The sequence below is a fragment of the Brucella sp. NBRC 12950 genome, assembly GCF_030268145.1.
Lineage (GTDB): Bacteria > Pseudomonadota > Alphaproteobacteria > Rhizobiales > Rhizobiaceae > Brucella.
Genome location: NZ_BSQC01000016.1, coordinates 77,699 through 101,390 on the forward strand (window position 1 = coordinate 77,699; position 23,692 = coordinate 101,390).

The window sequence follows — 23,692 nt, forward strand, 5'->3', positions numbered from 1 at the left end:
CGCATGAAAGGTGATTATGGTGGAGGATAAGGAGCTCAATGCCTTTTTCTTCCGCGATGCGGTTGAAGTCGCGCCGGATATGATTGGTTGGAATTTTTTTGTTGACGGTGTGGGCGGGACGATCGTCGAGACCGAGGCCTATAATAGGTTAGATCCAGCATCTCATAGTTTCACGGGCATGACGAAGCGGAACCGTTCAATGTTTGGTCCTCCCGGCCGCGCCTATGTCTATCGCATCTATGGGTTACATTGGTGCATGAATTTTGTTTGTTCCGAAGCTTCAGCTGTTCTTTTACGAGCAATTATTCCGATCAAAGGTATCGAACAAATGCAGGAGCGGCGGCGGACAAAGCACTTGACTGCGCTTTGTTCAGGTCCCGCAAAATTGACGCAAGCACTCGGTATTTCGGCTGCGTTGGATGGGCTGCCGCTGAGTGAAGCTTCTTTCGAATTTGAGCCGCGACAACAACTTCCTTTGATTTCATGCGGGCCTCGCATTGGCATAAGCCGGGCAGTGGACATCGAATGGCGGTTCTGGATGAGCGATAACGCCTGTGTCAGTCGACCATCTGCACGCCGGAGGAACGGTTCTAATAGCGGATAAGCCTTTTACCAGTTTCCGCCATAGTTGTGGCAACGTGCTCCTTCCTCCGTCTCACTTAAATCGACACCTCTGTGCTTGCTTACTTCACGTCTCACCCATTCGCTGGATAGGGATCCTCGCGCAGAATGCGGGCGAGGTGAGCGCAGTTTACGGCTGACAATATTGTTGCCGCACCGACGGTGTCGGGGATGACCTTCAAATCCTTGAAGTTTGATGATTGCATTGCTTCTCCAACCCAGTAACAGACCGCAATTGCAGGCATTGTAAATCCAACGTCGTTGAGTGCCTGATACAATTCAGCCGATACATGATGTGCACCGTCCTCGTTGCCCACCACAACTACGCCTGCAACACGTGGATAGGACGGCGTATGGTTCTCGGCGTCTGTTTTGGGTAAAAACGCATCCATTCGTTCAAGCGCCCGCTTACAAATGCTCGAGGGCTGTCCAAGCCAGATCGGTGTTCCCATGAGAAGGATGTCACACGCAACGATTTTCTCGCGTATTTCTGGCCATTGATCGCCATCGCCCTCATCGTATGTAACGCCAAGGGCGATCTCGTAATCGCTGAGCTCTATATATTGGATTGTGACCCCAAGCGGCGCCAAATGGCTCTCGACATAATCTAGAAGTTGCTGCGTAGATGAAGGCCCCCCTTGCGAATTTTTTGGGTTGCATTGAGTGCGAGTGCAGTCAGAGGCTTGCGACGCAACGAGCTCATCAGATTTTCCTCTTTGGCTCAGTTTAACAGTCAGCCGGTTCCGTCGCTCTTCGAAACCGGAAGTGGCCGCCGCAAATTCACAACGTAAACGAGGGCAAACGATGTGGCTCACAGCACTAACCGGGAAAGAGCCAAATTGTTTCCATGAGCGCCAATCGATTGCGTTCCCAATTTTCGGGGGAACTTTGTAGAGCGGGGCAAGTTAGGCGGTCAAAATCTTTAACGGAGACAGCAGCGATGCCAGCCAGAGACGATAAGCCAGCAACCGCTAAAATTCATGATCAGAAGCTCCAGCGCGGAAATGGTGGAGAACTCCACCAAGTGGCAGCAGAGGATAAGGAACAACTGACGACTTCCCAAGGAGCGCCGGTGTCGGATGACCAAAACTCGCTCAAAGTTGGAGCGAGGGGTCCTTTATTGATGGAGGATTTCCATTTTCGGGAGAAAATCTTTCACTTTGATCACGAGCGTATCCCTGAGCGGGTCGTTCATGCACGTGGTTATGGTGCCCATGGTTTTTTTGAGAATTACGCCTCGCTGGCAGCCTATACGCGTGCAGACCTTTTTCAGCGTGCTGGTGAACAAACACCAGTTTTTGTCCGTTTCTCAACGGTTGCTGGTTCAAAGGGTTCCTTCGACCTAGCGCGCGACGTTCGCGGTTTTGCCGTGAAGTTCTATACCCAGGAAGGGAATTGGGATCTCGTCGGCAACAACATCCCGGTATTTTTTATTCAGGACGCGATAAAGTTTCCCGATGTTGTGCATTCGGTGAAGCCAGAGCCTGACCGCGCATTTCCCCAAGCACAGTCAGCGCATGACAACTTCTGGGATTTTATCAGTCTGACGCCAGAATCCATGCATATGATAATGTGGATCATGTCTGATCGCGCTATTCCACGATCGTTCCGTTTCATGCAAGGGTTTGGCGTTCACACATTCCGCATGGTAAATGCAAAAGGCGATTCCACATTTGTCAAATTTATCTGGAAGCCTAAGCTAGGTATGCAATCTGTCGCCTGGAACGAAGCCGTCAAGATTAACGGCGCGGATCCAGATTTTCACAGACGCGACTTGTGGCAATCGATACAATCTGGTGATTTTCCCGAGTGGGAACTTAATCTCCAGCTGTTCGATCAGGAGTTCGCAGACAGTTTTGATTTCGATGTTTTAGATCCGACGAAGAATATACCTGAGGAAATCCTCGCGCCAATCCCGGTTGGTCGCCTCGTACTTAATCGCATGCCGGACAATTTCTTTGCTGAAACAGAGCAAGTTGCCTTCATGACGCAAAATGTTCCGCCAGGTATCGATTTTTCCAATGATCCATTACTTCAAGGGCGGAACTTCTCTTATCTCGATACGCAACTTAAACGCTTGGGAAGTCCCAATTTCACACATCTGCCGATCAACGCTCCCAAGTGTCCGTTCCATCATTTCCAACAGGACGGCCACATGGCAATGCGAAATCCCGTCGGCCGGGTCAATTATCAGCCCAACTCTTGGGATGACCAACCGCGCGAAGGCGCAGCTGAAGGATTTGTGTCCTATCCTGCATCCGAAAAAGGAGAAAAGATCCGACTTCGCCCAGAGAGCTTTGCAGATCACTACAGTCAAGCGCGTCAATTCTTCATTAGCCAGACGGAAGTGGAACAGCGCCATATTGCAGCCGCTCTAACATTCGAATTGAGCCGGTGTGAAAATGTAACCATCCGGGAGAGGATGGTCTCTCATCTTCTTCGAATTGACGAGGGGCTAGCTACAAACGTTGCTGATAAACTGGGTGTTAAAACACTGCCTCAACCTGCAGACGCAGCCATCGAACCTCGCAAAGACCTTCCACCATCAGACGCCTTGAGCATTCTCAAGAACGGACCTGAGAGTTTTGCCGGCCGCAAACTGGGGATATTGATCGGACCCGCGACAGACCATACTCTTTTTCAAACGCTCAAGGCCCAGTTTGAAAGTGGAGGCGCTGTGGTTGAAGTTATTGCGCCGCAGATCGGCGGATCCGTCGCAGATGATGGAACCATTATAGCAGGCAACTATATGATTGACGGAGGTCCATCCGTCTTGTTCGATGCAGTGGTTCTACTATTGGAGCCTGATGCAGCCGAGCGTTTGGCAGGCGAAGCAACGGCCCGAGATTTTGTTTCAGATGCGTTCGCACACTGTAAATTCATAGGCTACACAGAAGGTGCCTTACGCTTGTTGAAAAAGGTCGGTATCGATCCTGCCCTAGATGAAGGTTTGATACTGCTCCAGCATGACACGTCGATCGCCGACTTCTTTGAACAATGCGGTCGTATCAGGTTGTGGGCACGAGAACCGTCAGTCAAACTTTAAATCCGTATCGAGCCATCGGGGGGCACTGCCCCCGATGGGCGGGTGACCAGAGATTGAACCGATGTCTCTGGTATGGAGCCCTGCTGGTGAGAAAGCCTGAGGTCAACCCGATCCAACAGTCTTGTGATGTTATACCTCGGTCTCTCTCTCAATTCCCCAGCGTGAGAAAAACAAGTCATCCCTTGGCTTTAGGTCATTTTCGCACCTATCCCGGGAACGCCAGAATCTTCTGCCAGGGCTTTTCATTACGCGGGCCGATACGTTAATCTTCAAAGGTGCGCCAACGGTCGTCGCCTTAAAATTCGGAAGCCACCACCGCTCGTTCTCCTTCCACTGGATTGCCGTTGACTTGCTGAACATGATAAAGCTTCTCATCTCGAATGCCGAACTATGAGTGATCCCAGCTTCAAGCATTACGCTATTTTCCTGTAAGTATTCACTATCGGCTGCCAATAGTCGAGCATCTGCTGCCGAGCAAGCCACCACTAACACACCTCCAGCGACATCGGCGCGATCTTGAAATTGCGCACCCTCGACGGACATATTTCTTTCCGATATCTTTGCCACGGGCTATATGGCTGCAGAAAATTGTGATATCAAATCTGGACAGACTTTCGCCGTATTCCGGTGCGGCCCAGTCAGATTGTTCGCAATAAAGTCCGCATTTCTCTTAGGGGTTGGAAGAGTAATTGCTATCGACACTGTCCCTGAGCGATTGGAACTGGCCCGAATTTCGGGAGCAGACGTCCTCGACTATACCGATGAAGATCTCCAGCAGAAAATCGTAGAGATGACGGATGGAGCGGGGCCAGATGCAGTCATTGAAGGGGTGGGAATGGAAAGCCCCGGATTGGGTGGGGCACTTGAAACGATGTAGTCCAAGTTCACTTCGTTGGAACGACCCTATGCTCTCAACCAAGCTTTGCTTGGTAGTCGGCCGGGTGGCGCCGTATCCTTGCCTGGGGTTTTTATCTGTCCTGCTGTTCCGATAGCACTCGGTCCCTTCGTCGGAAAAAGGGTTGACGATGAAGACCGGTCACGCACACGTTTAACGCTATCTTGGACCGCTGATGCAGCTTATTGTTGATGGCAAAATTGACCCCACCTTTCTCATCACTGATCGGGTAACGATCGAGGAAGGTCCAAATGCTTATAAACGGGTTCGGGATAAAGAAAATGGCTGTGTGAAGGTCGTGATCAGTCCGAACGGATAGGGTGCCTCACTTTTCCGCTCATACTGAACTGGGTTGAGGTGGCGAATACGCAAACGATCCTTTTAGGGGAGGCTGCAAGTCCAACGATCGTTGAGCCGAACAAACGCTTTGGGGTGTCTCTCATAGACAGGCGATGATGTCCTGAAGGGGAGCTCGTCGCGGATTGACCAAAACGATATAAAACGCGCCCACTGCGCTTATCTGCAGGGTCGCGCCCAGAAAAATGATTGGCCTGAGCGGCATCCATATGGCAACGGCAATTCCACCACCGCCAGCATTCTTAGTTGAGACTCGTTTTAATGACGACCGCGGGGCTCGTTATTCCTTTTGTCTGAAAAACCCCCGTGGTCAGGGCTGGCTAACCAATGCCCTTGCCACCTGTGGCTCCATAAACCTCGCCATTTATGAAACTTGCTTCGCTGGAAGCCAAAAAGACGTAAATAGGAGCCAGTTCCACTGGTTGTCCTGGTCTGCCAAAATCGCTATTGGCGCCAAAATTCGCCACTTTTTCGTCAGGCTGCCCGCCAGAAGGCTGAAGTACCGTCCACACAGGTCCCGGCGCCACGGCATTTACCCGCACTCCCTTCTTGATAAACTGCTTGGATAGCGCTTTGGTGTAAGCAACGATGCCTGCTTTTGTGGTCGCATAATCGAGCAGAACTTCAGAAGGTTGATATGCCTGTATAGAAGCAGTGGTAATGACCGATGCACCTGCTGGCAAATGGGGTTCTGCCGTCTGTGCTATCCAATGCAAAGCATAGAGGTTGGTCTTCATCGTCTTATCAAAATCATCTGTAGAGAGTTCCGAGATATCTTCGCGGAACTGCTGACGGCCGGCATTTATCACAACAATATCAAGCCCCCCGAGTTCGCTGGCAGCCTTTTCCACCATTTCACGGCACCAGGTCTCGTCCATAATGTTCCCAGGAAGTGGTATAGCCTTACGCCCTTCAGCAGAAATCAGAGCGAGCACGGTCTCTGCGTCTTCCGCTTCCTCTGGCAGGTAGGAAATTGCCACATCAGCACCTTCACGGGCAAATGCTATCGCAGCGGCGCGCCCAATTCCAGAATCTCCACCAGTGATAAGCGCATGCCGTCCTTCAAGGCGCCCATTGCCTTTATAGGACGTTTCCCCATGGTCCGGTTTGGGTTGCATCTTTTCTGCAACGCCTGGCATTGTTTGGCGCTGTTGCGGAAACGGCGGTGACGGGTACAAGCCACGAGGGTCCTGCAGCTTCGGGTTATTATTCATAACTTTCCTCCTCGAAGGGGAAGAAACAGAAATTCACACATTTCTTCCAAAATGAGAAAAGCGGGCTTTCACCCGCTTTTCGCTGAAATATTAGAGATAACGACTGCGCTCGCGTTTAATTTCTTCGTCCGTATAAGGATCGGCGTCGGTATCAAAGCTCTGCCAGCCCTCATCGGCATAAAGCTTGCGACGCGTGCCGATGTCCACACGGTTTGTACCGGCGAGAATAGCATCGGCTTCAGCAACCCGCTCGTCGGGAACCCGCGCGGTCACGAGAGAACCGCCCCGACGTACGCTTTCAGCGTAGACATGGGCGTCTTCTTCAGAAACACCGCTTTCGGTGAGAGCACCGATCAGTCCACCAGCAACGCCGCCAACAACTGCACCGCCCACGGCACCGGTCAAGGTGGCGGCTAGCCAACCCGCTGCAACGACAGGACCAACGCCAGGAATGGCCATGATGCCGAGGCCTGTTAGCAAACCACCGGCTCCGCCGACCGCTGCGCCCAAACCGGCACCGACGCCTGCGCCGGAACCTGCGTTGCTTTCGCTCTCGCGATGGTGAGAGACAATGGAAATATCATCCGATGGAAAGCCAGCGCTTTCAAGACGATCGACTGCGTCTTTTGCTGCTTCATAGCTATCAAAAAGTCCTGTTACAGTTCTCATTATCGTCTCCCTTGTGAGATAATTAGAAAGTTTGATTGGTCATAAAAATGTCCGGGATCGTTACATCGCCTTCTTGGTGACATTGCCCTGATAGTCGAGCTGTACTTCGGTCTTCTCAGTCCCCTTCATGGCTGACGCTTCCCAGACACCGTCTTCTCGTAGTTTCAAAGCTGTCACGTCACTGTAGCCCGCTTCTTCAATCCGGGACTTTGCCTGATCCTCTGTAAAACTATTCGCTCCCTTCACAGGCGCGTCGGGATTGTTGTTCTCAGGGGTTGCAACCGCTGGAGTCTCGGGAGAAGTTGTCCCGGTGTCTTGGGCGAAGCCTATTGACGGCGCAACGAAGCATGCGCAAGCAAGCGCTAAGATCTTGATTTGCATCTGTTTTCTCCAGTGATTTTAAATCTACCCTTACCGAACTCCGCAGAGCGAACTAGGTTCCCAAAAAATGTTTCTCGGAGCCTTCGCAGGCGATCGTTGGTCAAAGCGTAAAATGCTCTTGTGCAGTCAGTGGAACAAGATTGGAGAAGCAATGTTTAAAAATTCAAGTTGTTCCTTAGGACCCATGAAGGGGAATTAATGTGAAGGGTAAGCCGTTAGAAATGCATCCGGACTTCTATACAGGCCTTGCGCGCGGTCTGGCCGGTGCGCTCTTATTTGCATTGCCCATGCTTATGACCATGGAAATGTGGGAGTTGGGCCTTTATGCCAGTCCTTTCCGCATTCTGTTGCTTTGTTTTTTGAACATTCCATTGTTGATTGGACTGGCTTATCGCATCGGATTTGAGCGGACTGCGAACTGGCGGCAGTCGGCACGGGACGCATTTATCGCCTACGCCCTAGGGATTATCCTAAGTGCGCTTGTCTTGGCCATGTTCGGTCTTCTCAACAGCGATCTTACTTTAAGCCATATGGTCGCAATGATTGCCTTGCAGGCAGTACCTGCGAGCATCGGTGCTCTCCTCGGTCGGAGCCAGCTTGGAATGCGCTCGGAAAAAGATGATAAACAAGAAGGTGACTACGAAGGCGAGGAGGGCTATTGGAACGAGCTCTTCATGATGACCGTCGGCGCATTGTTCTTGAGCCTAAATGTCGCGCCGACAGAGGAAATGATCTTAATCGCCTACAAGATCGTGCCGGTTCAAACACTCATTATTCTGTTGAGTTCAATCCTTCTCATGCATGGTTTCGTCTACAGCATCCATTTTCGAGGTAGTCATCGTGGGCCGGAAAACACCCAGTGGTGGAACTCATTTGTTCGGTTTACGCTGCCCGGATATTTGCTCGCCTTTACAACGAGTGCCTATGCGCTGTGGACCTTCGAGCGATTAGATGATGCGTCATTGGCGCAATCAATAACTACGATCATCGTCTTGAGTTTTCCCGGCGCCATCGGTGCGGCTTCGGCACGACTGATATTGTGAGGCATTATGAATTCTACCCAAAAAAAGACCAGCAAGAATGTCGAGCAGCCAGAAAAAGTGCATTGGACCGAATGGTTTGCGGGAGCCATTTCAGGCATTCTGATCACTCTTCTTCTTGGCTGGCTCGGCTATGAGACCTATCGGCATCAACCGCAGGAAGCTTCATTTCGCCTGCAAACAACTGAAGTCACGCGCGTTGACGACAGCTATAGAGTGGCCTTTTCCGTGACTAATCTCAGCCAGGCGAGTGCTGCTGCAGTACGTGTTGTTGGCGAACTTGATGGTCAAGGTGGTCCCGAGCAGGCCGTGACGACATTTGATTACGTCGCGTCCGAGGCCACCTCTCGTGGTGCGTTATTTTTCGGAACCAATCCAAACGAGGGGTCGCTCAAGCTATCCGTAACAAGCTATGTGCAGCCGTGAAGCTTACCAACACCAAGAACGTCAGGGATAAACCATCCTATAGCGCACCAGATCCAACGGACGGTTCAGCGCTCACGGAACATGTCATCTCTCCGAGAATTCGATGATCGAGAGGAAATATTGACATGAAGCCAACCTATGACCCCTTAGCAACACGGACAAAGAGCCGCGAGTTGTCTGCAAATACGACCCGGCATGAGAACTCGAGCATCCAGGATTGATGGCATTTGACGCGAAGCGGAATGGCACAGGAGAGTACCAAATGCCGAAAGCGAAGCATTCTTTCTTTAAAGATAACGGCTTAACGATAGCTCTCGCTATTCTCTTCTTACTCACGCTTATCGGCATGATCGGCGCAGGCTTCGCTCACCATAATGAAGAACTTTTGCGGCACAGACAAGCACGTGTCAGCCTCATAAGTTTCATAACAGGCGGCAATTTCTTGTCGGCGCTTTTTGAGAATTGGGAAAGTGAATTTTTACAGATGGGGGTTTATGTGGTCCTCACTGCATGGCTGTTCCAGCGCGGCTCTACTGAATCAAAAGATCCTGACGAAGAACTCAACAGCGCCTAGAATAAAAATTCTAGAGCGGGTTTTTTCTACCGGCATTCGTTGGGTATACCGCTGTTCTTACTATTTATTCTCTGTTTTGGACTTCATACGGCGGGAAGCTTCCGCGCAGCTGTAGATGAGGCGGCCGCTCACCGAGAGACCGCTGGCGACTATTGGTCATATCTTTCGGATGCGGGCCTGTGGTGTGAGTCATTTCAGAACTGGCAGTCCGAGTTTCTCTCAACCGCTGTATTGGTTGTCCTCTCAATATACCTACGAGAAAAGGGATCACCAGAATCCAAGCCTGTTGACGCTACAAATGAAGAGACTGGTGGTTAAGTGCAGCATTGGACGCGCAGAAGCATAAATTGCCTGTCGATGAGCATATTTGATTTGGAACAACCCGATTGCCCACGAGTTGGTTTGAATGAAAGGAAACGCTATGATCAATTCATCAATTCGCCGGGCTTTCAATCTTGTTTCAACCAATGGTACGCCGGAAATTCCAGACGTTCCGCCGGCTCATGTCCCTGAGAAAGAGCCGGACGTAGTGCCAGAACCTTTGGGGCCGGATATTCCTGCGCAACCCGAACCAGAGCCTGACGTGCCTGCGCCTGAGCACCTACCACCACCGCCGAAAGGCCCTGACCAGCCGACGCTGCACGGATTCTGAATCGCTGCTCGCACAGGAATTTCACCATGCATCAAGTAGCTCGTCGGTCGAGATCAGGCTGATTTGCTCGGACAATCGGCTGTGATAGAGCGATACTGCGTCTCGCGCCATCGCTATTCCCCGCCGCGTGCTCGACCGGTGGGTAAGATCGCAAAGCTTGTTGTTCCAGTCGGCAAGTCGGTTTCCGAAAGCCGAACTCTGAATTGATGATTTCGTTCCAATCGACGTCGTGCCCGCATCTGCTTGCAGCGAAGATATGGTGTTAACGTACGGTGTCGGACCAACTCGCTGCTTATCGGAACCAAACGAGCCATAGCGACTTACCCTTAAGGCGAGGGAAGGAGACAGGGAGACGGAAATGTTATCGGAAAAGGATTTTGAGCGCGAGTTGATGAATTTGCTACCTGCGCTTAACCAGTTCGCACGCTCTTTGTGTCGACAGCCAGCTGATGCTGACGATCTAGTACAGGAAACCGTCGTCAAAGCTTTGAAGAACCGGGAAAAGTTCACTCCGTATGGGACGCTTAAATCTTGGCTCTTTACCATCATGAAGAACAGTTTCTGCAGTCGCTTTAAAAAATCGCGAAGAGAACGGCCGCTTGGAGACGAATTGGGTCCTGTGATCCATCCACCGCAAGATTCTGCGATGGATTTGCAGGATGTCGGCCGCGCATATAGTAAGTTAACTCAGTGCCACCGTGACGTAATTGAGATGGTCGTATTTAACGGGTTAAGCTACGAAAATGCTGCGACGCAGGCCGGATGTACGATCGGTACTATTAAAAGCAGATTGTGTCGTGCGAGAAACCAACTTGAAGCGGATTTAGGGTGAGGCCCCTCAATCGCGCTGGGGAACGTCTAGAGCCGCTGATGGATCAAAGTTTGCGGCATATTGATCAAGGGATCCTTTAACTCTATCGTGCATTCGGACGGTCAGATCGACGATTTGTTCTGCGTCCCTAAGGCCACTTTCATAAAACATGAGAACCCGCTGCGCTAAGATCGGTGAAGCATGCTTTCTGTCGGTAAGCCGACCGGAAGCCTGAGCAACGCATTCGCGTAAGAATTCGATTTCCTCCGGTGTGTAGATTCTGTTCGCTTCATTAAAAAGGGGCAAGTCGATCTCCCTGTTGTGAAGTCAACGAAACATTGACAGTATCGTAGCTTAATCCAAATTGCACGGACAAGGAGTTTAGTGCGATACCGTACACATCGTGATCGGTGTCTTAGCAACATTTGGAACAATAGGGTGTTTCACTGGGTTTGCTTTATTCAGCGACCACGTGAGGTGACGTGAATGGACTTTCCAGCAAAAGCGAATATGGGTAACAGGCTTCTTAGTCTTCTTGCCCCTAAAGATTACGAAGAGGTTCGGGCACATTCACATTTTGTCGAGCTCCCTCGAAGCACTGTATTGGCAGAGACAGGCAAACCAATCGATACCGTTTATTTTCTGACTGCCGGTATAGGATCGGTCATCGTTACCACACAAGAAGGTGACAGGGCCGAGGCCGGGCTCTTTGGAATGGATGGATATGTTCCAACCTCGGCCGTCGCCGGTGTGGAAACCAGTTCCTATGAGGTTATTATGCAGGTAGGAGGGCATGGCTATGCTCTCGGCTACAGCGATTTCAGGGCCTTAATGGAAGAAAGCCGGAGTTTTTGCCGGATAATGATAAGGGCGATTGAGGCCTTCTCGGTTCAACTCGCATCAACCGCAGTTACCAATGCGCTGCATGAAATCACACAACGCCTGGCTCGCTGGCTCTTGATGTGTGATGATCGAATATCAGGGCAGGACATTGCGCTGACCCACGAATTTCTCTCTGTAATGTTAGCAGTTCGACGCCCAAGTGTGACGACATCATTGCACGTGCTGGAAGGTATGGGCCTGATCAGATCGCTGCGTGGCTCCATAATTATTCGTGACCGCTCGGGCTTGGAACGGTATGCTGGCGGTGCGTATGGATGGGCAGAAAAAGAATATCAGCGCCTCATGCTGGACGTCGAAGCCGTTGGGGCCGGTTAGAGCACCGTCCCGAAAAGAGTGAGATATTCTTCCTCGGGCTTGCCGTAAGCGTCGCCTGCAAAGTCTTCCAGTCCCTTTCTGTCCCGAATTGTGATCCGGCCCCGCTCGGAACGAACCAGCTTCTTCCCTTCAAGCGTATGCATACCGGTTGTGATGCTTGGACGTCTTACGCCGAGCATCAGCGCAATAAAGTCATGCGTCAGCTCGATCTCGTCTGTATCCGTTCGGTCATGCGCCATTAGCAACCATCGTGCAAGACGTTCCTGGATATGAAGATTGACGTTGGCCCACACTGTGTAAGAAACCTGCGAAGCAAAGCTTTGAATGTAGCGCGCCAGCAAATTTGCTAAAACACTGTGTTTGTCGAGATGGGCTCGTAGATTGGTCGCACTTATTCGGTGTCCCGTGCCGCTCACCTGCATCGCCACCTGGTGCAGGCTCGTATTTGCACCAACGGCGATCGAAGTCGGCGCAAAGCCTTCGCGCCCTACCATGCCTGCTTCAGCAAGCTGGCCGCTTGCGGAGACGGTAATGACGGAAGCAATTCCATCGCAAAGGAAATAGAGATAATCAATCGGCTTGTTTGCAGGGACAATTATCTGACCGCGCTCCAGCGCGACTGGCTCAAAGGAAGAAAAAATATCATGAAATACGTCGGGAGAAAGGCTTCTTAGTATTCGGTTCTTCAATTGAATTACGCCGTCCATATATCCTGCTTTTGGGACAACTATTGCACTTCGCACCACGATGCCCCCTCGAATCTGCTTGACGAAGGACAATCTATAACACCCTGATCCGACATTGTTTTTCTGTACGATAGCAGACAGTAACGACTTCTCGCTTGGAGCAGTTGGGCAAAGCGAGATGATGAGAATTCAAGTCACGGGTTGAACTTCTTTGGTTCAAATCTCAAGCGACTGCACCACGAGCAACGCGACCACACTGAGCGTTGCACATGACAGTGATAATAAACGCGACTAAAACCAATCAATCGGTCTTATTAAACACAATTAAAAGTAGCATTTTGACGTCAGTGCGTCTTGGTGCGATTGCAAAACAGAGCCGTCGAAATTGCGGCAAGATCGTCATCGTCTCCACTCAAGATAAAGCCAGCAAAATGACGACCGTCATGGTTTGGATTGCTGGAGAGAGCGAAAATGAAAGGTATGCCGCTTTTATCTAAAACGGCCACTACAGGTAGCGCTTCTTCCGCTTCAAGGGTGACATCCATGATAACTGCGTCGACGGGATTTACGGCCAAGTAGTCTAAGACCTGACTTGGACTATTAAACGGACCCGATATTATAACATCTAGATCAGCGAGCTTTCGTTCCGCTTCTTCAGACAAGAAGAAACCGTTTTCGAAAATCAGAACATTTTTTCCGTCAAGTAGATGCATTGCATCTCGTATTGTATGAGCCATTACAAACAATTGGCCATGTCTTAGAATGAAATTCAAGCGCGAACTCTGCTTTTTGTTGGCACTTTCACGGAATTCCAACGCGCTTGTACTAGTTGACGCCATCTACGATCTCATGGAGTTTGTGACGTGCGCGGTGCAACCTACTTTTCACGGTACCTACTGAGCATGAACAAATGTCGGCCGTCCGGTGGTAAGAATTACCTTCGAAGACGACAAGCATAAGAGCTGGACGATATTTCTCCGGCAAAACCCCTAGCGCCATCCGCACTTCTTTTGCTTCCAGAGCAGACTCTTGCGACGCTCTTATCGTCAACTGCGGAGAAACACAGGCCTCAAGTCCGGGTGCCTCTCGCTTCTCAATCCATAAACGTGTGCAAAATGTGTTCTTCATAATCGTAAAAAGCCATGACTTGAGCGGTGAATAAGGAGCATATTTTTCCCGATTTGCAATCGCTTTCATCAAGGTTTCCTGAACGAGATCCTCGGTATCCCCCTTATTTTTGTAGAAGGTTCGAGAGAAAGCACGCAACGCTGGTATCATTTCGACAAGATCGTCAGCTTGTAACACGTAGTTTGAATTTGGCCGGCAAAACATTGCTTTAGCCTTTCCGGAAGCATGTCCGGTTTGGGGCAGCATAAGCTGCCCCTAGGTAGTTAAGAATTTTTGTGGCTCTGCTGACCGGCCTTTACGTGCTGTTCGTGACTTCCGCCCTGTTTATGGTTCTGGGCCATTTTTCGGTTCCTTCCCAACTTTTAGGTGTGACCGTCACATCTCGTGTGACCTGCGCCTAACAATACGAGAGCAACGTTGTTCCTCATTCCGACTGTAATAGAGTTCACGATTAAAACTCGATGAGCGGTATTAGGAATCTGATAAATTCAACCGCCGCGTTGTTTCCTGTGCTTAAGCGCAACAATGAACCCGTCGGCGTGAATGTGCAAACTTGTGAAGATCGAAGGCCAGCGGCTGGTGGTTAAAGGACGAAAAGGAAGATTTTCGCAATCGGGGAGCGTAGGACGAGTTCGTTGAAGAAAAGCGTCAAAAGCCCTGCTCTGCGCCCTATATACTCGGTAAGAACTCGATGGTACGTGAGAGAAACGACCTGTTTTTAGTAGCAAGCACGAGCCTGAAATTCGGCCAAGCACTTAAGAGACCTTATAATCGGCTCTGCGGAGGAATTTTTTCGTAAGCCTGCATTCTCAGGCGTTGATCCCGCTGGAGTTCATCAGTGCTCATGGCTGGTTTTAAATGGTCGAACAACGTCAATCCCTCTGCAATATAACTATCACGGCGTGCATCAATGTTAATTCGAGCCCAATCATCAAGGGTTGCTTCGGCAATCTTTTGTTCTTTTTCACTACATTTCACGAGGACCAATGTGCTTCCACGACGCAACGCCTCACACACAGTGTTCGCGCTTCGTTCGGATATTCCATTTTGCAGGAGAGTATCCACCAGGTTGGCTGACGCGGTCTCAGCGCTGAATGCGCCAGCCAGACTAGCGAGCGAAGCCGTCAGAAAGCCGTAGGCTGCAATTTGGCCGATCCCTGGGAGTACGACAAGTCCAACAGCGGAGAGTGTATTGCATTTCTGGCCCGCAGCTAACTGAGTTGATAGAGATCCTGAAGTGGTCTCATGCGCTGAACTAGAGTTGACGTCCTGAGCCACCTCTCCTGGACACTGCGAGAAGTTGTTCGTTAAAAGACAAGTATCCTCTTCTGCAATACCGGCCTCTGCGAGCGCGTGCACCGCGTTAGCAGCTTCATCATAGTTGTCGAAAAGTCCTGCAACGCAAACCATGACTATTTTCCTTGCATGCGCGTCTATATAAAGTAGGCGGTATCGGTCCACCCAACCACCTTGCAAGAGCAATTGGAACAGATCGGATCAGATGGTCCCCATCCGATCCGATGTTTGCCATCTCTTAGCTTATGCAGCTTGAGCTGTCCTATTCGCCGAAGTCTCAGCAAGGCCCGTCAGATCCTTATCGGTCTGACCTTCCTCCTGCAAAGTGGCATCAAGGAGCTTAGCAGCATCCTTGTAGCCCAAAGTCTCTGCCCAGCGCTTCAGTGTGCCGTAGCGAGTAATCTCATAGTGTTCAACCGCCTGAGCTGAAGAAATAAGCCCCGCGTCCAGCGCAGGACTATCTGAGAATTCCTCTATGATTTCTTCACCTTCTGCGATAATCCCTTCAATTGCATCACAAGTTTTGCCCTGCGCGCGTTTGCCAAGCATCTCGAAGACTTGCTGTAAGCGTTCGACATGCGTTTCCGTTTGCTCGCGGTGCTTTTCGAAAGCAAGTTTCAGTTTTTCATCTGCAGCAGCGCGAGCCATTTTAGGAAGCGTCTTCAGGATTTTCTTTTCCGCATAATAGATGTCTTTGAGCGTATCATAGAAGAGATCCTCAAGATTACGTTCTTTCGTTCTGGCCATGGGAACTTCTCCTTACAAGCTTGGTCAGCATTATCCGCAGGCATCATACTTGCCGGCAGCCACCAAACCCCGAAGGATCAAAAATGTTTCTCTCATCCATAGTTATTTTTCAAAAAAGATTTCTAACTGACGTCGGGAATCTTGAGCGAGCACCGTTGCAGTGCTCGTCTTGATCTAACCAGTTAGCATTTTAGAAACTGCAGTTCATCAACAAAGCAGTGCCCAAATCTTGGCCAGCAACGTTTCTCGTGTAGGCTGCGTTAATCGATTTGTGAAATTTTGCTAAGAGCTGTCGAGATGGAGCAGACAAAACCTTGAGCATTGTAGTTTAGTTCGACGATGCCATCGATTTCCGCGGCCAATACGCCTTGGATGAGTTTCGTGCCAAATCCTACGTCTTTAGGTTTCATAACGGTTGGACCGTCTAGTTCAGTCCATGCGAAATGCAGGCGCTGTTGCTGATGATCGACGTTCCAGTTGACGATAACCCGGCCGCCCGAAACAGAAAGAGCTCCGTATTTCGACGCATTGGTGGCAAGTTCGTGCAACCCCAGCGAGAAGGCCATGGCAGCGCGTGATGAAACTATAACTGATGGGCCATCAACTTTGAAATTATTTGCGCCAAACGGCAGTAATGCCTGCTCAATAATGTCATTCAGCTTGGCTGCCTGCCAGCCGTCAGCCGCAAGAATGTCGTGGGTTCTCGCCATTGCTGCAAGACGGGCCTCGAACGTTTCATACGCCGCCTTATGGCCATCATTGCGAAATGTTTGCCGTGCAAGTGCCTGGACAGTAGCCAACACATTTTTAACACGGTGCTTCATTTCGAGCAGGATAGCCTGCTGCAGTTCCCGTGCTTTGCGCTTGTCACTTATGTCGTGGGCAGTCTTTGACGCGCCGACAATCTTCCCTTCGCCGTCGCGGACAGGAGAAACAGTCAACTGCACGTCCAATCGCGTTCCGTCCTTGTGAAGACGAACAGTCTCGTGCGGAGCAACGCGAGATCCGCTTGAGATTTGCCCAATGATATCGTTTTCTTCGGTCAATCGGTCGGGTGGTAAAAGCATAGTCACTTTTTTTCCAATCACCTCTTCAGCCGTGTAACCGTAAAGTCGCTGCGCACCCTCGTTCCAACTCGTGATGCGCATTTCAAGGTCGGTACTCAAAATGGCATCATGCGACGAAGAAACGATTGCTGCCAATTGGCTTTCCAAGGCTTGCGCCCGCAACTGTTCACTCACATCAAGGATAGTCCAGACCGCGTGGGTGATCGTGCCTTTAACGTCGCGTACCGGGCTCGCAGAACAACTGACCGGCAATGTACGCCCGCCATCTTGGGTAAGGTTGAACACATGAACGAAGCTTTCACCCGATGAAAAAAGCCGTTCAAGTGCAGCATTGTACTCTTGCCTGTCTGCAGGAACCAGCAATTTGGAGAGGCCGGTCTCTAAGAGAGTTTCATGATGGAATCCTGATATCTCCGAAAGGCGCGGATTGATCTTGATGAAGCGGCCCGAGCGATCACTTAAGGCAATACCGGCATCGGTCTGGGAGAAAACCAATTCCAGTCGCTGCTGGTTTTCCGCCAGCTGGCGTTCTGCAACGACTTTTTTAGTCGTCTCGTTCACAATGCAAAGCACTCCCATGGGCCCGTTCTCTGATACCTGGATTGGGGAGTAGGAAATGTCGAAATAGACCGTCTCGGGATAACCAAATCGCTCAATATAAAACGCTCTGTTCTCCGCGGAGAATGTCTCGCCGGTCGCAATCACATTCTCAAGCAATGGGCCAAGATCGTCCCACAATTCCGACCAGTTCTCTCGGGCCGGGCGACCAAAAGCGTGAGGGTGTTTGTTGCCAATCGTCGGACTGTAGGCGTCATTATAGAGAGCTATGAACTCCGGCCCCCAGAAAATGACGATCTGGGCGTGAGCAGGAAGTATCATGTCAAGCGTTGTGCGTAATTCTGGCGACCATTGTTCAACTGGGCCGAGAGGGCTTGTGGACCAGTCAATGGTTTCCATCAATTTTTTGCAGGCTTGAGATCGAGTGATGTCTTTGTTCTCAGGCGTTGTTGCTTCCAATATCGAGCTAATTGAAGCAGCCTTCAAATTTTCCTTTTCGCTCACCTGTTTCTCCCCAAAGAAAACAAATCATAATGAATAAGATACAGCTATGACTGATGCAAAACTTTGAAGTCATTGAGCTCGATATAGACTAGCTTGATTTTTGTGGACTGCAACAGCATCGAGAATCGGTGGAGTGAAACTGGTTAAGACAAGCGCATTCTCTACTCCTCGACGTCGCTATTGGGTCTCTTTTTCTGTCAAGGCGCGTGGCGCTTTAAGGTTGAGATCGGAAAAATACCTCGACATCGCAAATTTCTCGGCAAAATCGACATCGTCCTGTGTAATGACCGGAACCGGATCAGACAGGATAGCGCGCAAGGTCTCGGGCGAAACATCATCGTTTTCAAGTGCAGCTTCCAGCGCGCCGCGCGTTTCTCGCTCAGCCCGCAAAAGTGAAGCCAGAGCGAGGATCAGCCTGTCTTTGCTGTCGATATTTTGCATTGTAACCGTCCCGATACGAGAATTGGTACAAAACGCCTGTGGCCCGATTTCGTTCCCAAAGAGCTGAAAATGGTCGGTTTGGTGCGGTAGACGCCATACGCAGTGCCTTGCCATTGGAACAGATTGTTGTTTTGGGCATCAAGCGCCCACGCGGCCCTTTTGTTCAGCAGAAATGGCCGAGTTCTGGAACCATCACGCGGTATAAAGGTTAAATCGAAACTTCCCCGTCACATCGAGGAGTTTAAAATGGGAGCGCTTTTTATCTGGATTGTGTTGCTTGGGCTTCCCTTGTTGGTCGCGTGTGGGTTCCTATACGCCCGGTATCTCGGCAAAACACGCAATATGTCCTCTCATGAAGACGGAGCTTGAATGATGTCGCCTCGTGCAAACTGGAAAGGCCAGCTAAAAGTCGATCAGCTCTTATGCCCCGTTGCGCTTTTCACCGCGGTTTCAACTTCAGACCGAGTGTCCTTTCACCTGGTCAATCGCAAGACCGGGAACAGACTGAACCGTGAGTTCGTGGATAGTGACACCGGGAAGCCTGTGCCACGTGATGAGCAAATCAAGGGATACGAAGTATCCTCAGGAAACTATGTCAGCTTCGATGATGAAGAGATTGCGACGGCACTTCCTGAGAACGATAAAACGCTGAATGTGCTCAATTTCGTAAAATGCGATGCGATTGACGATATTTATCTGGATCGTCCCTATTATCTCGCTCCCACCGACGACGACGAGGCTTTCGCGCTAATCCGCGAGGGTATGCGTACAGAAAAGGTTGCAGCTGTCGCCGAAGCAGTCCTTTTCCGGCGGGCAAGAAAGTTACTGATCCGTCCATATGACGATGGGCTTGTCGCAACCACACTCAACTTCGATTACGAAGTGCGGTCCGCGCGGGACGCATTTTCAGATCTCGGAACCTTCAAGTTTGATAAGGAAATGCTTGAACTTGCTGGCCACATTATAAAGACGAAACTAGGAGAATTTGACCCCGGCACCTTCGATGATCGCTACGATGCTGCCCTGGCAGAACTTATTAAGGCTAAGATGGCAGGTAAACCGTTCAAGAAACCTGCCGAGCCAAAATCAGCTACTGTTATTGATCTTAAGGAGGCACTGCGCAAGAGCGCTGGCCTTAAGAGTGGAAATGAGAAGTCGCGATCAACCTCCAAGAAATCCACGACAAAAAAGGCAAGCTGAGAATCTGGCTAGTCACTTTAATCTATTTCAACCTTAGAATTTTCCTCACAACGTGGAGCCTCTTTTGGGAGCCTGGTCCGTCTAACGGGCAATTGCGCGCCCAATTATCCTTTGGTTTCTTTTGCAAGGCTCTTACGCAAAGCATCCATTATATTGACCACCTTGCCATCGCTTTTAGGGGAGGCGTCCTCCTTCTTTGTAGAAGGAACGTTTTTCTTTTTCTTCTTTTTGTTGGCGATCATCCGCTTGAGGTTTTTTTGAACCGGGTCCTGCAAAACATCGCCGTTCCATTCCTCGGTATTGGCCTTAATTAATTTCCGGACCATTGAAAACATTTTCTTTTCCGGATCCTTGTCTTCGATCTTAGCGAAGTATTCCTGCTTATCTCGAACTTCATCGCCATATCGAAGTGTCCAGAGCACAATGCCACGCTCACGCGGTTCTAATAATACAGCACGTTCACGCCGATACATAACCAAGCGCGCGACGCCATAGACGGCTGATTGGTGCATGGCTTCACGAATAACCGCGAAAGCTTCGGCACCAATTTTGTCGGCGGGCGTGAGGAAATGCGGTTTATCATACCAAATCCACCCGATACGGTCCTGGGGCACGAATTTATCGATATCAATGGTTTTCGTACTCTCGAGCGCCACCTGCTCCAACTCATCATCATCGAGAATAATATATCCGCCCTCAGCCTTCTCATAGCCTTTAGCCTGATCCTCGTCGCGCACGGGCTTTTTTGTGACCTGATCAATGTAACGGCTTATCACACGATTGCCGGTTTTCTCGTTCAAGGTGTGAAATCGAACTCTCTCACTCTCGCTCGTTGCTGGCCGCAGTTCGACGGCACAAGTCACCAACGACAGCTTGAGATAGCCTTTCCAAAAAGCATTCGGCACAACCTTGCTCCTTCTCACTCGCCAAGTGAACTCATAAAACGGGGCTTGGTTCCGCATTTCGATGACTCTGAGGAACCTCCAACGCCTCTCGAGAGTTAGTGGCGACAGTCTGAGCGCAGCTGCCTTGGTGAGGTGAAATTTGTTAGAGAGAACTTCTCCGCCGTCGGAGCACGAAGAAATGTTATCGCTGGGCGAACTGGTCTATGTGAGTGACGAAGAACCTGGCATTCGACGCCTGAAAAGAGGCAAGGGGTTTCAATATTTAAACGCAAAAGGTGCAGCTCTCTCGTTTGAAGACAAGGAGCGTATCGCAAAAATAGTCATCCCACCCGCATGGAAGGATGTTTGGATTTGTCAAAATCCAAGAGGTCATATTCAGGCGACGGGGCGCGACGTTAGGGGTCGAAAGCAATATCGCTATCACGCGGATTGGACCCTTATGCGGGGAAACTCAAAATTCGCAAATCTTGCCGGTTTTGCAAGCGGTCTCAGTGATTTGCGTCGACGAGTAGATAAGGATATGCGGCGACGCGCATTTAGCCGCGACAAGGTCATTGCAACCGTCATTTGGTTGATGGATCGGCTATTGCTGCGCGTTGGAAATATCGACTATGCGCGTAACAATAAAAGCTTTGGAGTGACCACTTTGCGCAACCGCCATCTTCGAGAAGAAAGCGGTGAGTTGCGTCTTATATTCAAAGGGAAATCCGGCAAGGACTGGAATTTGAAAATCTCAGATAGAAGGATTTCGAAGATCATTCGTTCCTTGCAAGAACTGCCCGGACAACAGTTATTTCAATACTTTGACGAGGCTGGACAGCGTCACGCAATATCATCGCAAGACATCAACGCATATTTGCGCAATGCAACCCACGCCGAGTTTACCTCCAAGCATTTCAGAACATGGGCTGCCACATCCTCTGCCTTTAAAGGATTGATCGCTTTGGAGCGACCGGCGACGACCGCGGCACGCAAAAAGATGCTTAACTGTGAGATCGACAAAATCGCGCAGCAACTTTGCAATACCAGAGCGGTCTGCCGAAGCTCATATATTCATCCCTTGGTTCTAAAACAGTGGGAAGACGATCTTTTGCATGACGAGGCTGAGCTTGCATCAAAGCAGCGTCTCGTTGCACCCCTGCTAGACGAAGGTGAACGCATCACGTTGAAATGGCTCCTTCATGTGGGAACCAGTCAGTAAAAACTGTTATGAAGGCTGCTGCCAAAAAAAGGGAACTGATTAGCTCTCTGCTTTGAATTTTTTGGCTTCCTCAAGGAGTACCTTGCGATCACGACCATGTTTTTCGATCAGATCTTTTGCTTGCAGGGGCGAAAGGTCGGTATTTTCCGCCAGAAACTTGATATCTTCATCCTGGGTGAGTGGATCGGTGCTTTTAGAATTCATGCTCTTCATTCCCCTGCAGTTGGGTCTGACTTCACGTTGCGGGATAAAATTCAACACTTGTGTCTCGGCGCTTTACCATTAGACGGGCAAACACATCTGAAGACTAACTTATTGTCACAAAAATAGTTCCAATAGTCGTCATTGGGACGGTCAGGAATGGGTTTTCCTTTAAAAAAACTCATCTAAAAGCAAAGACATCGGCATCTGGGTCGTCCTTGCCTGCAAGCATCGAAGCAATAATCTCTGAGGCTATTTTGCTGAATGTGATCCCGTTTCCGCCATATCCCATTGCTGAATAGACGTTAGCATGACCTGGTACCGCTCCGATCATCGGTGTTCCGAGCTTCGTTGAACCGAAAGCTGCCGACCAGCTGTAATCGGGTTTTCCCATGTCAAATCCCAGCAAAGCTCCGACTTTTTTTGCAATCGTTGAACTCTTCTGAGAGCGCTTTTTCTCATCTTCGAATGCGTCGTCTGACGGTTCATCTTCGCCACCTGCAATAATCCTGCCATCGGGACCGCTACGGAAATAGAGATAGGGATCGGAGGCTTCCCAGACCAGGTAGTCCCGCAGCCATTCCGGCGCCTTGGCGGCCTGTCGGCTGGCGATCGCCCAGGTTGATATAATCTGGTGTTCTTTATTGGCCAGCGATTTTAGGAACTCGTAACCGGTGCAAAACACCACATGCGAGGTACTGAGGACGTTTCCCATGGAAGTTGCGAGCGCGACCTTTTCATTGATCTCGACAAAGTCGGTAATCTCAGTGTCCGAGATAATCTCCACACCCTGTCTTTGGCAAACCCGCAAAATCCCCGCTGCCAGTTGAGCGGGATTGGCCGAAGCAGAAATATTGCTTTTTATTGCGGCCTCTCGATCAACGCCAAATCTGCGCATAAGCGCAGTACGATCAAGCAGTGTAGCATCAAGACCGATAGCCTTTCGCGCTTCCACTTCAGAAATCAGTGCTCGCGACCCGTAGTCGTCGCCTGCAAGGTAAAGGGCTTTCTTGGGTTGCATACTACAGGAAATATCAAGATTTTTGACGAGCTCTATGAGCCCTTTGACGCCGGCGGCAGATCGGAGCCAAACCCGCTCTGCATCTTCAGCCTTGATCATTTTCTTTAACTTATAAAGCGGAACGTCGATCTCGTGCTGAAGCATGGCTGTGCTTGCGATCGTGCTTCCAAGCACAGGCTTTTGGCGATCGATTACGGCAATCGTTCGCTTCCCATCGATTAACGCATGGGCGACGAGGGCGCCGCTGATGCCCCCACCAACCACAACCACATCGTAATGTCGGCGTGTAGGATAGCGCTTTGAACGCACGCTAATATTCGGGGTTTTCTGCCAGTAAGGGAAAGCTTCTCTCAGTTTTCTTTTTTCAGTAACAGAGGCGTGTTTCAAATGACTTCCCTTTCGCGCTGAACCTGCCCTTTTTAAGAACGCGACGATGCGAAAATGGTTCAATCACGGTAATCAGGTCACGCTTGCAAGAGCGAGTGCGACGTCGATTTGGTTGGATATGGCCAATCACTTTGCGCCTGGTGGGCTAATCATTGATCTATCGGAATGGGAGAAGATTGATCACAGCGCCGCCCTTGAGTGAGGCTCAAGCCACTACAAGGGACTTGAATTGCTTTAGGTTGATCAGATTCAGCGGTTGCGCTTGATATCTGTCCACTTTCGGTCAGCTTCCGCCTGTGCTTCTTGTTGAGATCTATAGCCCTGTCGTCGCCATACCACTCGTCGGTTTACCACTACCTCCGCAACAAAGGTGCCGTTTCGCCTTGTATGTACTCTAGTTCCTTCCACCATTTCTTCCATCCACTCTCCCTCCAAGGTTGGTCATA

At 50.2% G+C, this 23,692-nt stretch carries 24 protein-coding genes and 2 pseudogenes; 11 read left to right on the forward strand and 15 right to left on the reverse strand.

Going from position 1 to position 23,692, the window contains the following annotated elements; all coding sequences use genetic code 11:
- Positions 1–16: 16 nt before the first annotated feature.
- A complete protein-coding gene (locus QSJ70_RS22880; protein ID WP_285539936.1) occupies positions 17–604 on the forward strand; it encodes a DNA-3-methyladenine glycosylase in 588 nt (195 codons plus the stop codon).
- Positions 605–695: 91 nt separating this feature from the next.
- Here QSJ70_RS22880 and QSJ70_RS22885 read toward each other — a convergent pair.
- A pseudogene (locus QSJ70_RS22885) lies at positions 696–1,324 on the reverse strand (flavodoxin family protein).
- A gap of 237 nt (positions 1,325–1,561) precedes the next feature.
- Between QSJ70_RS22885 and katE the strand changes: the two are divergent.
- The gene (gene katE / locus QSJ70_RS22890) at positions 1,562–3,667 is read left to right on the forward strand and encodes a catalase (RefSeq protein ID WP_285539938.1); all 2,106 of its coding nucleotides are present in this window, start codon (positions 1,562–1,564) and stop codon (positions 3,665–3,667) included.
- 129 nt (positions 3,668–3,796) lie between these two features.
- Here katE and QSJ70_RS22895 read toward each other — a convergent pair whose 3' ends face one another.
- On the reverse strand, positions 3,797–4,210 hold the full coding sequence (locus QSJ70_RS22895) for a hypothetical protein (protein WP_285539939.1): 414 nt from the start codon (positions 4,208–4,210) through the stop codon (positions 3,797–3,799).
- Between the two features lie 100 nt (positions 4,211–4,310).
- Between QSJ70_RS22895 and QSJ70_RS22900 the strand changes: the two genes are divergently transcribed.
- Positions 4,311–4,544, forward strand: a complete 234-nt coding sequence (locus QSJ70_RS22900; RefSeq protein ID WP_285539941.1) for a zinc-binding dehydrogenase — start codon at positions 4,311–4,313, stop codon at positions 4,542–4,544.
- Positions 4,545–5,239: 695 nt separating this feature from the next.
- On the opposite strand, the gene QSJ70_RS22905 is transcribed toward QSJ70_RS22900, so the two are convergent.
- From QSJ70_RS22905 to QSJ70_RS22915, 3 genes are all read right to left on the reverse strand, one after another.
- Positions 5,240–6,133, reverse strand: coding sequence for an SDR family oxidoreductase (locus QSJ70_RS22905; RefSeq protein ID WP_285539942.1), 894 nt, complete (start codon positions 6,131–6,133; stop codon positions 5,240–5,242).
- 90 nt (positions 6,134–6,223) lie between these two features.
- The gene (locus QSJ70_RS22910; protein ID WP_285539944.1) at positions 6,224–6,802 is read right to left on the reverse strand and encodes a general stress protein; all 579 of its coding nucleotides are present in this window, start codon (positions 6,800–6,802) and stop codon (positions 6,224–6,226) included.
- 60 nt (positions 6,803–6,862) lie between these two features.
- A complete protein-coding gene (locus QSJ70_RS22915) occupies positions 6,863–7,183 on the reverse strand; it encodes a PepSY domain-containing protein (protein ID WP_285539946.1) in 321 nt (106 codons plus the stop codon).
- A 221-nt stretch (positions 7,184–7,404) separates the two neighbouring features.
- Here QSJ70_RS22915 and QSJ70_RS22920 point away from each other — a divergent pair, with 221 nt between their 5' ends.
- The 6 genes and pseudogenes from QSJ70_RS22920 to QSJ70_RS22945 all read left to right on the forward strand — a co-directional run bounded on the left by QSJ70_RS22920 (position 7,405) and on the right by QSJ70_RS22945 (position 11,904).
- The gene (locus tag QSJ70_RS22920) at positions 7,405–8,226 is read left to right on the forward strand and encodes a TIGR02587 family membrane protein (protein WP_285540024.1); all 822 of its coding nucleotides are present in this window, start codon (positions 7,405–7,407) and stop codon (positions 8,224–8,226) included.
- 6 nt (positions 8,227–8,232) lie between these two features.
- Complete coding sequence (locus tag QSJ70_RS22925; protein ID WP_285539948.1) at positions 8,233–8,649, forward strand: TIGR02588 family protein; 417 nt, start codon at positions 8,233–8,235, stop codon at positions 8,647–8,649.
- A gap of 262 nt (positions 8,650–8,911) precedes the next feature.
- A pseudogene (locus tag QSJ70_RS22930) lies at positions 8,912–9,541 on the forward strand (DUF6766 family protein).
- Between the two features lie 103 nt (positions 9,542–9,644).
- On the forward strand, positions 9,645–9,875 hold the full coding sequence (locus tag QSJ70_RS22935; protein WP_285539950.1) for a hypothetical protein: 231 nt from the start codon (positions 9,645–9,647) through the stop codon (positions 9,873–9,875).
- A gap of 358 nt (positions 9,876–10,233) precedes the next feature.
- A complete protein-coding gene (locus QSJ70_RS22940) occupies positions 10,234–10,707 on the forward strand; it encodes a sigma-70 family RNA polymerase sigma factor (protein ID WP_285539952.1) in 474 nt (157 codons plus the stop codon).
- Positions 10,708–11,172: 465 nt separating this feature from the next.
- On the forward strand, positions 11,173–11,904 hold the full coding sequence (locus QSJ70_RS22945; RefSeq protein WP_285539954.1) for a Crp/Fnr family transcriptional regulator: 732 nt from the start codon (positions 11,173–11,175) through the stop codon (positions 11,902–11,904).
- On the opposite strand, the gene QSJ70_RS22950 is transcribed toward QSJ70_RS22945, so the two are convergent.
- The 7 genes from QSJ70_RS22950 to QSJ70_RS22980 form a co-directional block, all read right to left on the reverse strand.
- A complete protein-coding gene (locus tag QSJ70_RS22950; RefSeq protein WP_285539956.1) occupies positions 11,901–12,611 on the reverse strand; it encodes a Crp/Fnr family transcriptional regulator in 711 nt (236 codons plus the stop codon). The two genes, QSJ70_RS22945 and QSJ70_RS22950, sit on opposite strands and share 4 nt — an antisense overlap.
- 323 nt (positions 12,612–12,934) lie before the next feature.
- Positions 12,935–13,429, reverse strand: coding sequence for a response regulator (locus QSJ70_RS22955; RefSeq protein ID WP_285539958.1), 495 nt, complete (start codon positions 13,427–13,429; stop codon positions 12,935–12,937).
- The gene (locus tag QSJ70_RS22960; protein ID WP_285539961.1) at positions 13,416–13,964 is read right to left on the reverse strand and encodes a sigma-70 family RNA polymerase sigma factor; all 549 of its coding nucleotides are present in this window, start codon (positions 13,962–13,964) and stop codon (positions 13,416–13,418) included. Before QSJ70_RS22960 ends, QSJ70_RS22955 begins: the two co-directional genes overlap by 14 nt.
- Before the next feature lie 519 nt (positions 13,965–14,483).
- Entirely contained in the window at positions 14,484–15,128 is a 645-nt protein-coding gene (locus QSJ70_RS22965) for a hypothetical protein (protein WP_285539963.1), read from the reverse strand.
- Positions 15,129–15,257: 129 nt separating this feature from the next.
- Complete coding sequence (locus QSJ70_RS22970) at positions 15,258–15,761, reverse strand: YciE/YciF ferroxidase family protein (RefSeq protein ID WP_285539965.1); 504 nt, start codon at positions 15,759–15,761, stop codon at positions 15,258–15,260.
- A 260-nt stretch (positions 15,762–16,021) separates the two neighbouring features.
- A complete protein-coding gene (locus QSJ70_RS22975; protein WP_285539966.1) occupies positions 16,022–17,890 on the reverse strand; it encodes a sensor histidine kinase in 1,869 nt (622 codons plus the stop codon).
- A gap of 177 nt (positions 17,891–18,067) precedes the next feature.
- On the reverse strand, positions 18,068–18,331 hold the full coding sequence (locus QSJ70_RS22980) for a hypothetical protein (protein ID WP_285539968.1): 264 nt from the start codon (positions 18,329–18,331) through the stop codon (positions 18,068–18,070).
- A 372-nt stretch (positions 18,332–18,703) separates the two neighbouring features.
- Here QSJ70_RS22980 and ku (QSJ70_RS22985) point away from each other — a divergent pair, with 372 nt between their 5' ends.
- The gene (gene ku, locus QSJ70_RS22985; protein WP_215781759.1) at positions 18,704–19,531 is read left to right on the forward strand and encodes a non-homologous end joining protein Ku; all 828 of its coding nucleotides are present in this window, start codon (positions 18,704–18,706) and stop codon (positions 19,529–19,531) included.
- A 104-nt stretch (positions 19,532–19,635) separates the two neighbouring features.
- Here ku (QSJ70_RS22985) and ku (QSJ70_RS22990) read toward each other — a convergent pair whose 3' ends face one another.
- A complete protein-coding gene (gene ku / locus QSJ70_RS22990; protein ID WP_252349253.1) occupies positions 19,636–20,436 on the reverse strand; it encodes a non-homologous end joining protein Ku in 801 nt (266 codons plus the stop codon).
- 178 nt (positions 20,437–20,614) lie between these two features.
- Here ku (QSJ70_RS22990) and QSJ70_RS22995 point away from each other — a divergent pair, with 178 nt between their 5' ends.
- Positions 20,615–21,637: a DNA topoisomerase IB gene (locus tag QSJ70_RS22995; RefSeq protein ID WP_285539970.1), complete on the forward strand. Its 1,023-nt coding sequence runs from the start codon at positions 20,615–20,617 to the stop codon at positions 21,635–21,637.
- Between the two features lie 39 nt (positions 21,638–21,676).
- Here QSJ70_RS22995 and QSJ70_RS23000 read toward each other — a convergent pair whose 3' ends face one another.
- Complete coding sequence (locus QSJ70_RS23000; RefSeq protein ID WP_285539972.1) at positions 21,677–21,841, reverse strand: hypothetical protein; 165 nt, start codon at positions 21,839–21,841, stop codon at positions 21,677–21,679.
- A 178-nt stretch (positions 21,842–22,019) separates the two neighbouring features.
- The gene (locus QSJ70_RS23005; protein WP_285539974.1) at positions 22,020–23,246 is read right to left on the reverse strand and encodes an NAD(P)/FAD-dependent oxidoreductase; all 1,227 of its coding nucleotides are present in this window, start codon (positions 23,244–23,246) and stop codon (positions 22,020–22,022) included.
- Between the last annotated feature and the right edge of the window lie 446 nt (positions 23,247–23,692).

What these genes read in the sequence shown, in the direction of transcription:
- QSJ70_RS22995 (WP_285539970.1), top strand. Translation starts at nt 20,615, where the DNA reads ATGTTATCGCTGGGCGAACTGGTCTATGTGAGTGACGAAGAACCTGGC.
- QSJ70_RS22915 (WP_285539946.1), bottom strand. Translation starts at nt 7,183, where the DNA reads ATGCAAATCAAGATCTTAGCGCTTGCTTGCGCATGCTTCGTTGCGCCG.
- QSJ70_RS22880 (WP_285539936.1), top strand. Translation starts at nt 17, where the DNA reads ATGGTGGAGGATAAGGAGCTCAATGCCTTTTTCTTCCGCGATGCGGTT.
- QSJ70_RS22920 (WP_285540024.1), top strand. Translation starts at nt 7,405, where the DNA reads ATGCATCCGGACTTCTATACAGGCCTTGCGCGCGGTCTGGCCGGTGCG.
- QSJ70_RS22980 (WP_285539968.1), bottom strand. Translation starts at nt 18,331, where the DNA reads ATGCAAAATATCGACAGCAAAGACAGGCTGATCCTCGCTCTGGCTTCA.
- QSJ70_RS22940 (WP_285539952.1), top strand. Translation starts at nt 10,234, where the DNA reads ATGTTATCGGAAAAGGATTTTGAGCGCGAGTTGATGAATTTGCTACCT.
- QSJ70_RS22895 (WP_285539939.1), bottom strand. Translation starts at nt 4,210, where the DNA reads ATGTCCGTCGAGGGTGCGCAATTTCAAGATCGCGCCGATGTCGCTGGA.
- katE (WP_285539938.1), top strand. Translation starts at nt 1,562, where the DNA reads ATGCCAGCCAGAGACGATAAGCCAGCAACCGCTAAAATTCATGATCAG.
- QSJ70_RS22910 (WP_285539944.1), bottom strand. Translation starts at nt 6,802, where the DNA reads ATGAGAACTGTAACAGGACTTTTTGATAGCTATGAAGCAGCAAAAGAC.
- QSJ70_RS22945 (WP_285539954.1), top strand. Translation starts at nt 11,173, where the DNA reads ATGGACTTTCCAGCAAAAGCGAATATGGGTAACAGGCTTCTTAGTCTT.
- QSJ70_RS22905 (WP_285539942.1), bottom strand. Translation starts at nt 6,133, where the DNA reads ATGAATAATAACCCGAAGCTGCAGGACCCTCGTGGCTTGTACCCGTCA.
- QSJ70_RS22935 (WP_285539950.1), top strand. Translation starts at nt 9,645, where the DNA reads ATGATCAATTCATCAATTCGCCGGGCTTTCAATCTTGTTTCAACCAAT.
- QSJ70_RS22960 (WP_285539961.1), bottom strand. Translation starts at nt 13,964, where the DNA reads ATGCTGCCCCAAACCGGACATGCTTCCGGAAAGGCTAAAGCAATGTTT.
- QSJ70_RS22970 (WP_285539965.1), bottom strand. Translation starts at nt 15,761, where the DNA reads ATGGCCAGAACGAAAGAACGTAATCTTGAGGATCTCTTCTATGATACG.
- QSJ70_RS23000 (WP_285539972.1), bottom strand. Translation starts at nt 21,841, where the DNA reads ATGAATTCTAAAAGCACCGATCCACTCACCCAGGATGAAGATATCAAG.
- QSJ70_RS22955 (WP_285539958.1), bottom strand. Translation starts at nt 13,429, where the DNA reads ATGGCGTCAACTAGTACAAGCGCGTTGGAATTCCGTGAAAGTGCCAAC.
- QSJ70_RS22965 (WP_285539963.1), bottom strand. Translation starts at nt 15,128, where the DNA reads ATGGTTTGCGTTGCAGGACTTTTCGACAACTATGATGAAGCTGCTAAC.
- QSJ70_RS22925 (WP_285539948.1), top strand. Translation starts at nt 8,233, where the DNA reads ATGAATTCTACCCAAAAAAAGACCAGCAAGAATGTCGAGCAGCCAGAA.
- ku (WP_215781759.1), top strand. Translation starts at nt 18,704, where the DNA reads ATGTCGCCTCGTGCAAACTGGAAAGGCCAGCTAAAAGTCGATCAGCTC.
- QSJ70_RS22950 (WP_285539956.1), bottom strand. Translation starts at nt 12,611, where the DNA reads ATGGACGGCGTAATTCAATTGAAGAACCGAATACTAAGAAGCCTTTCT.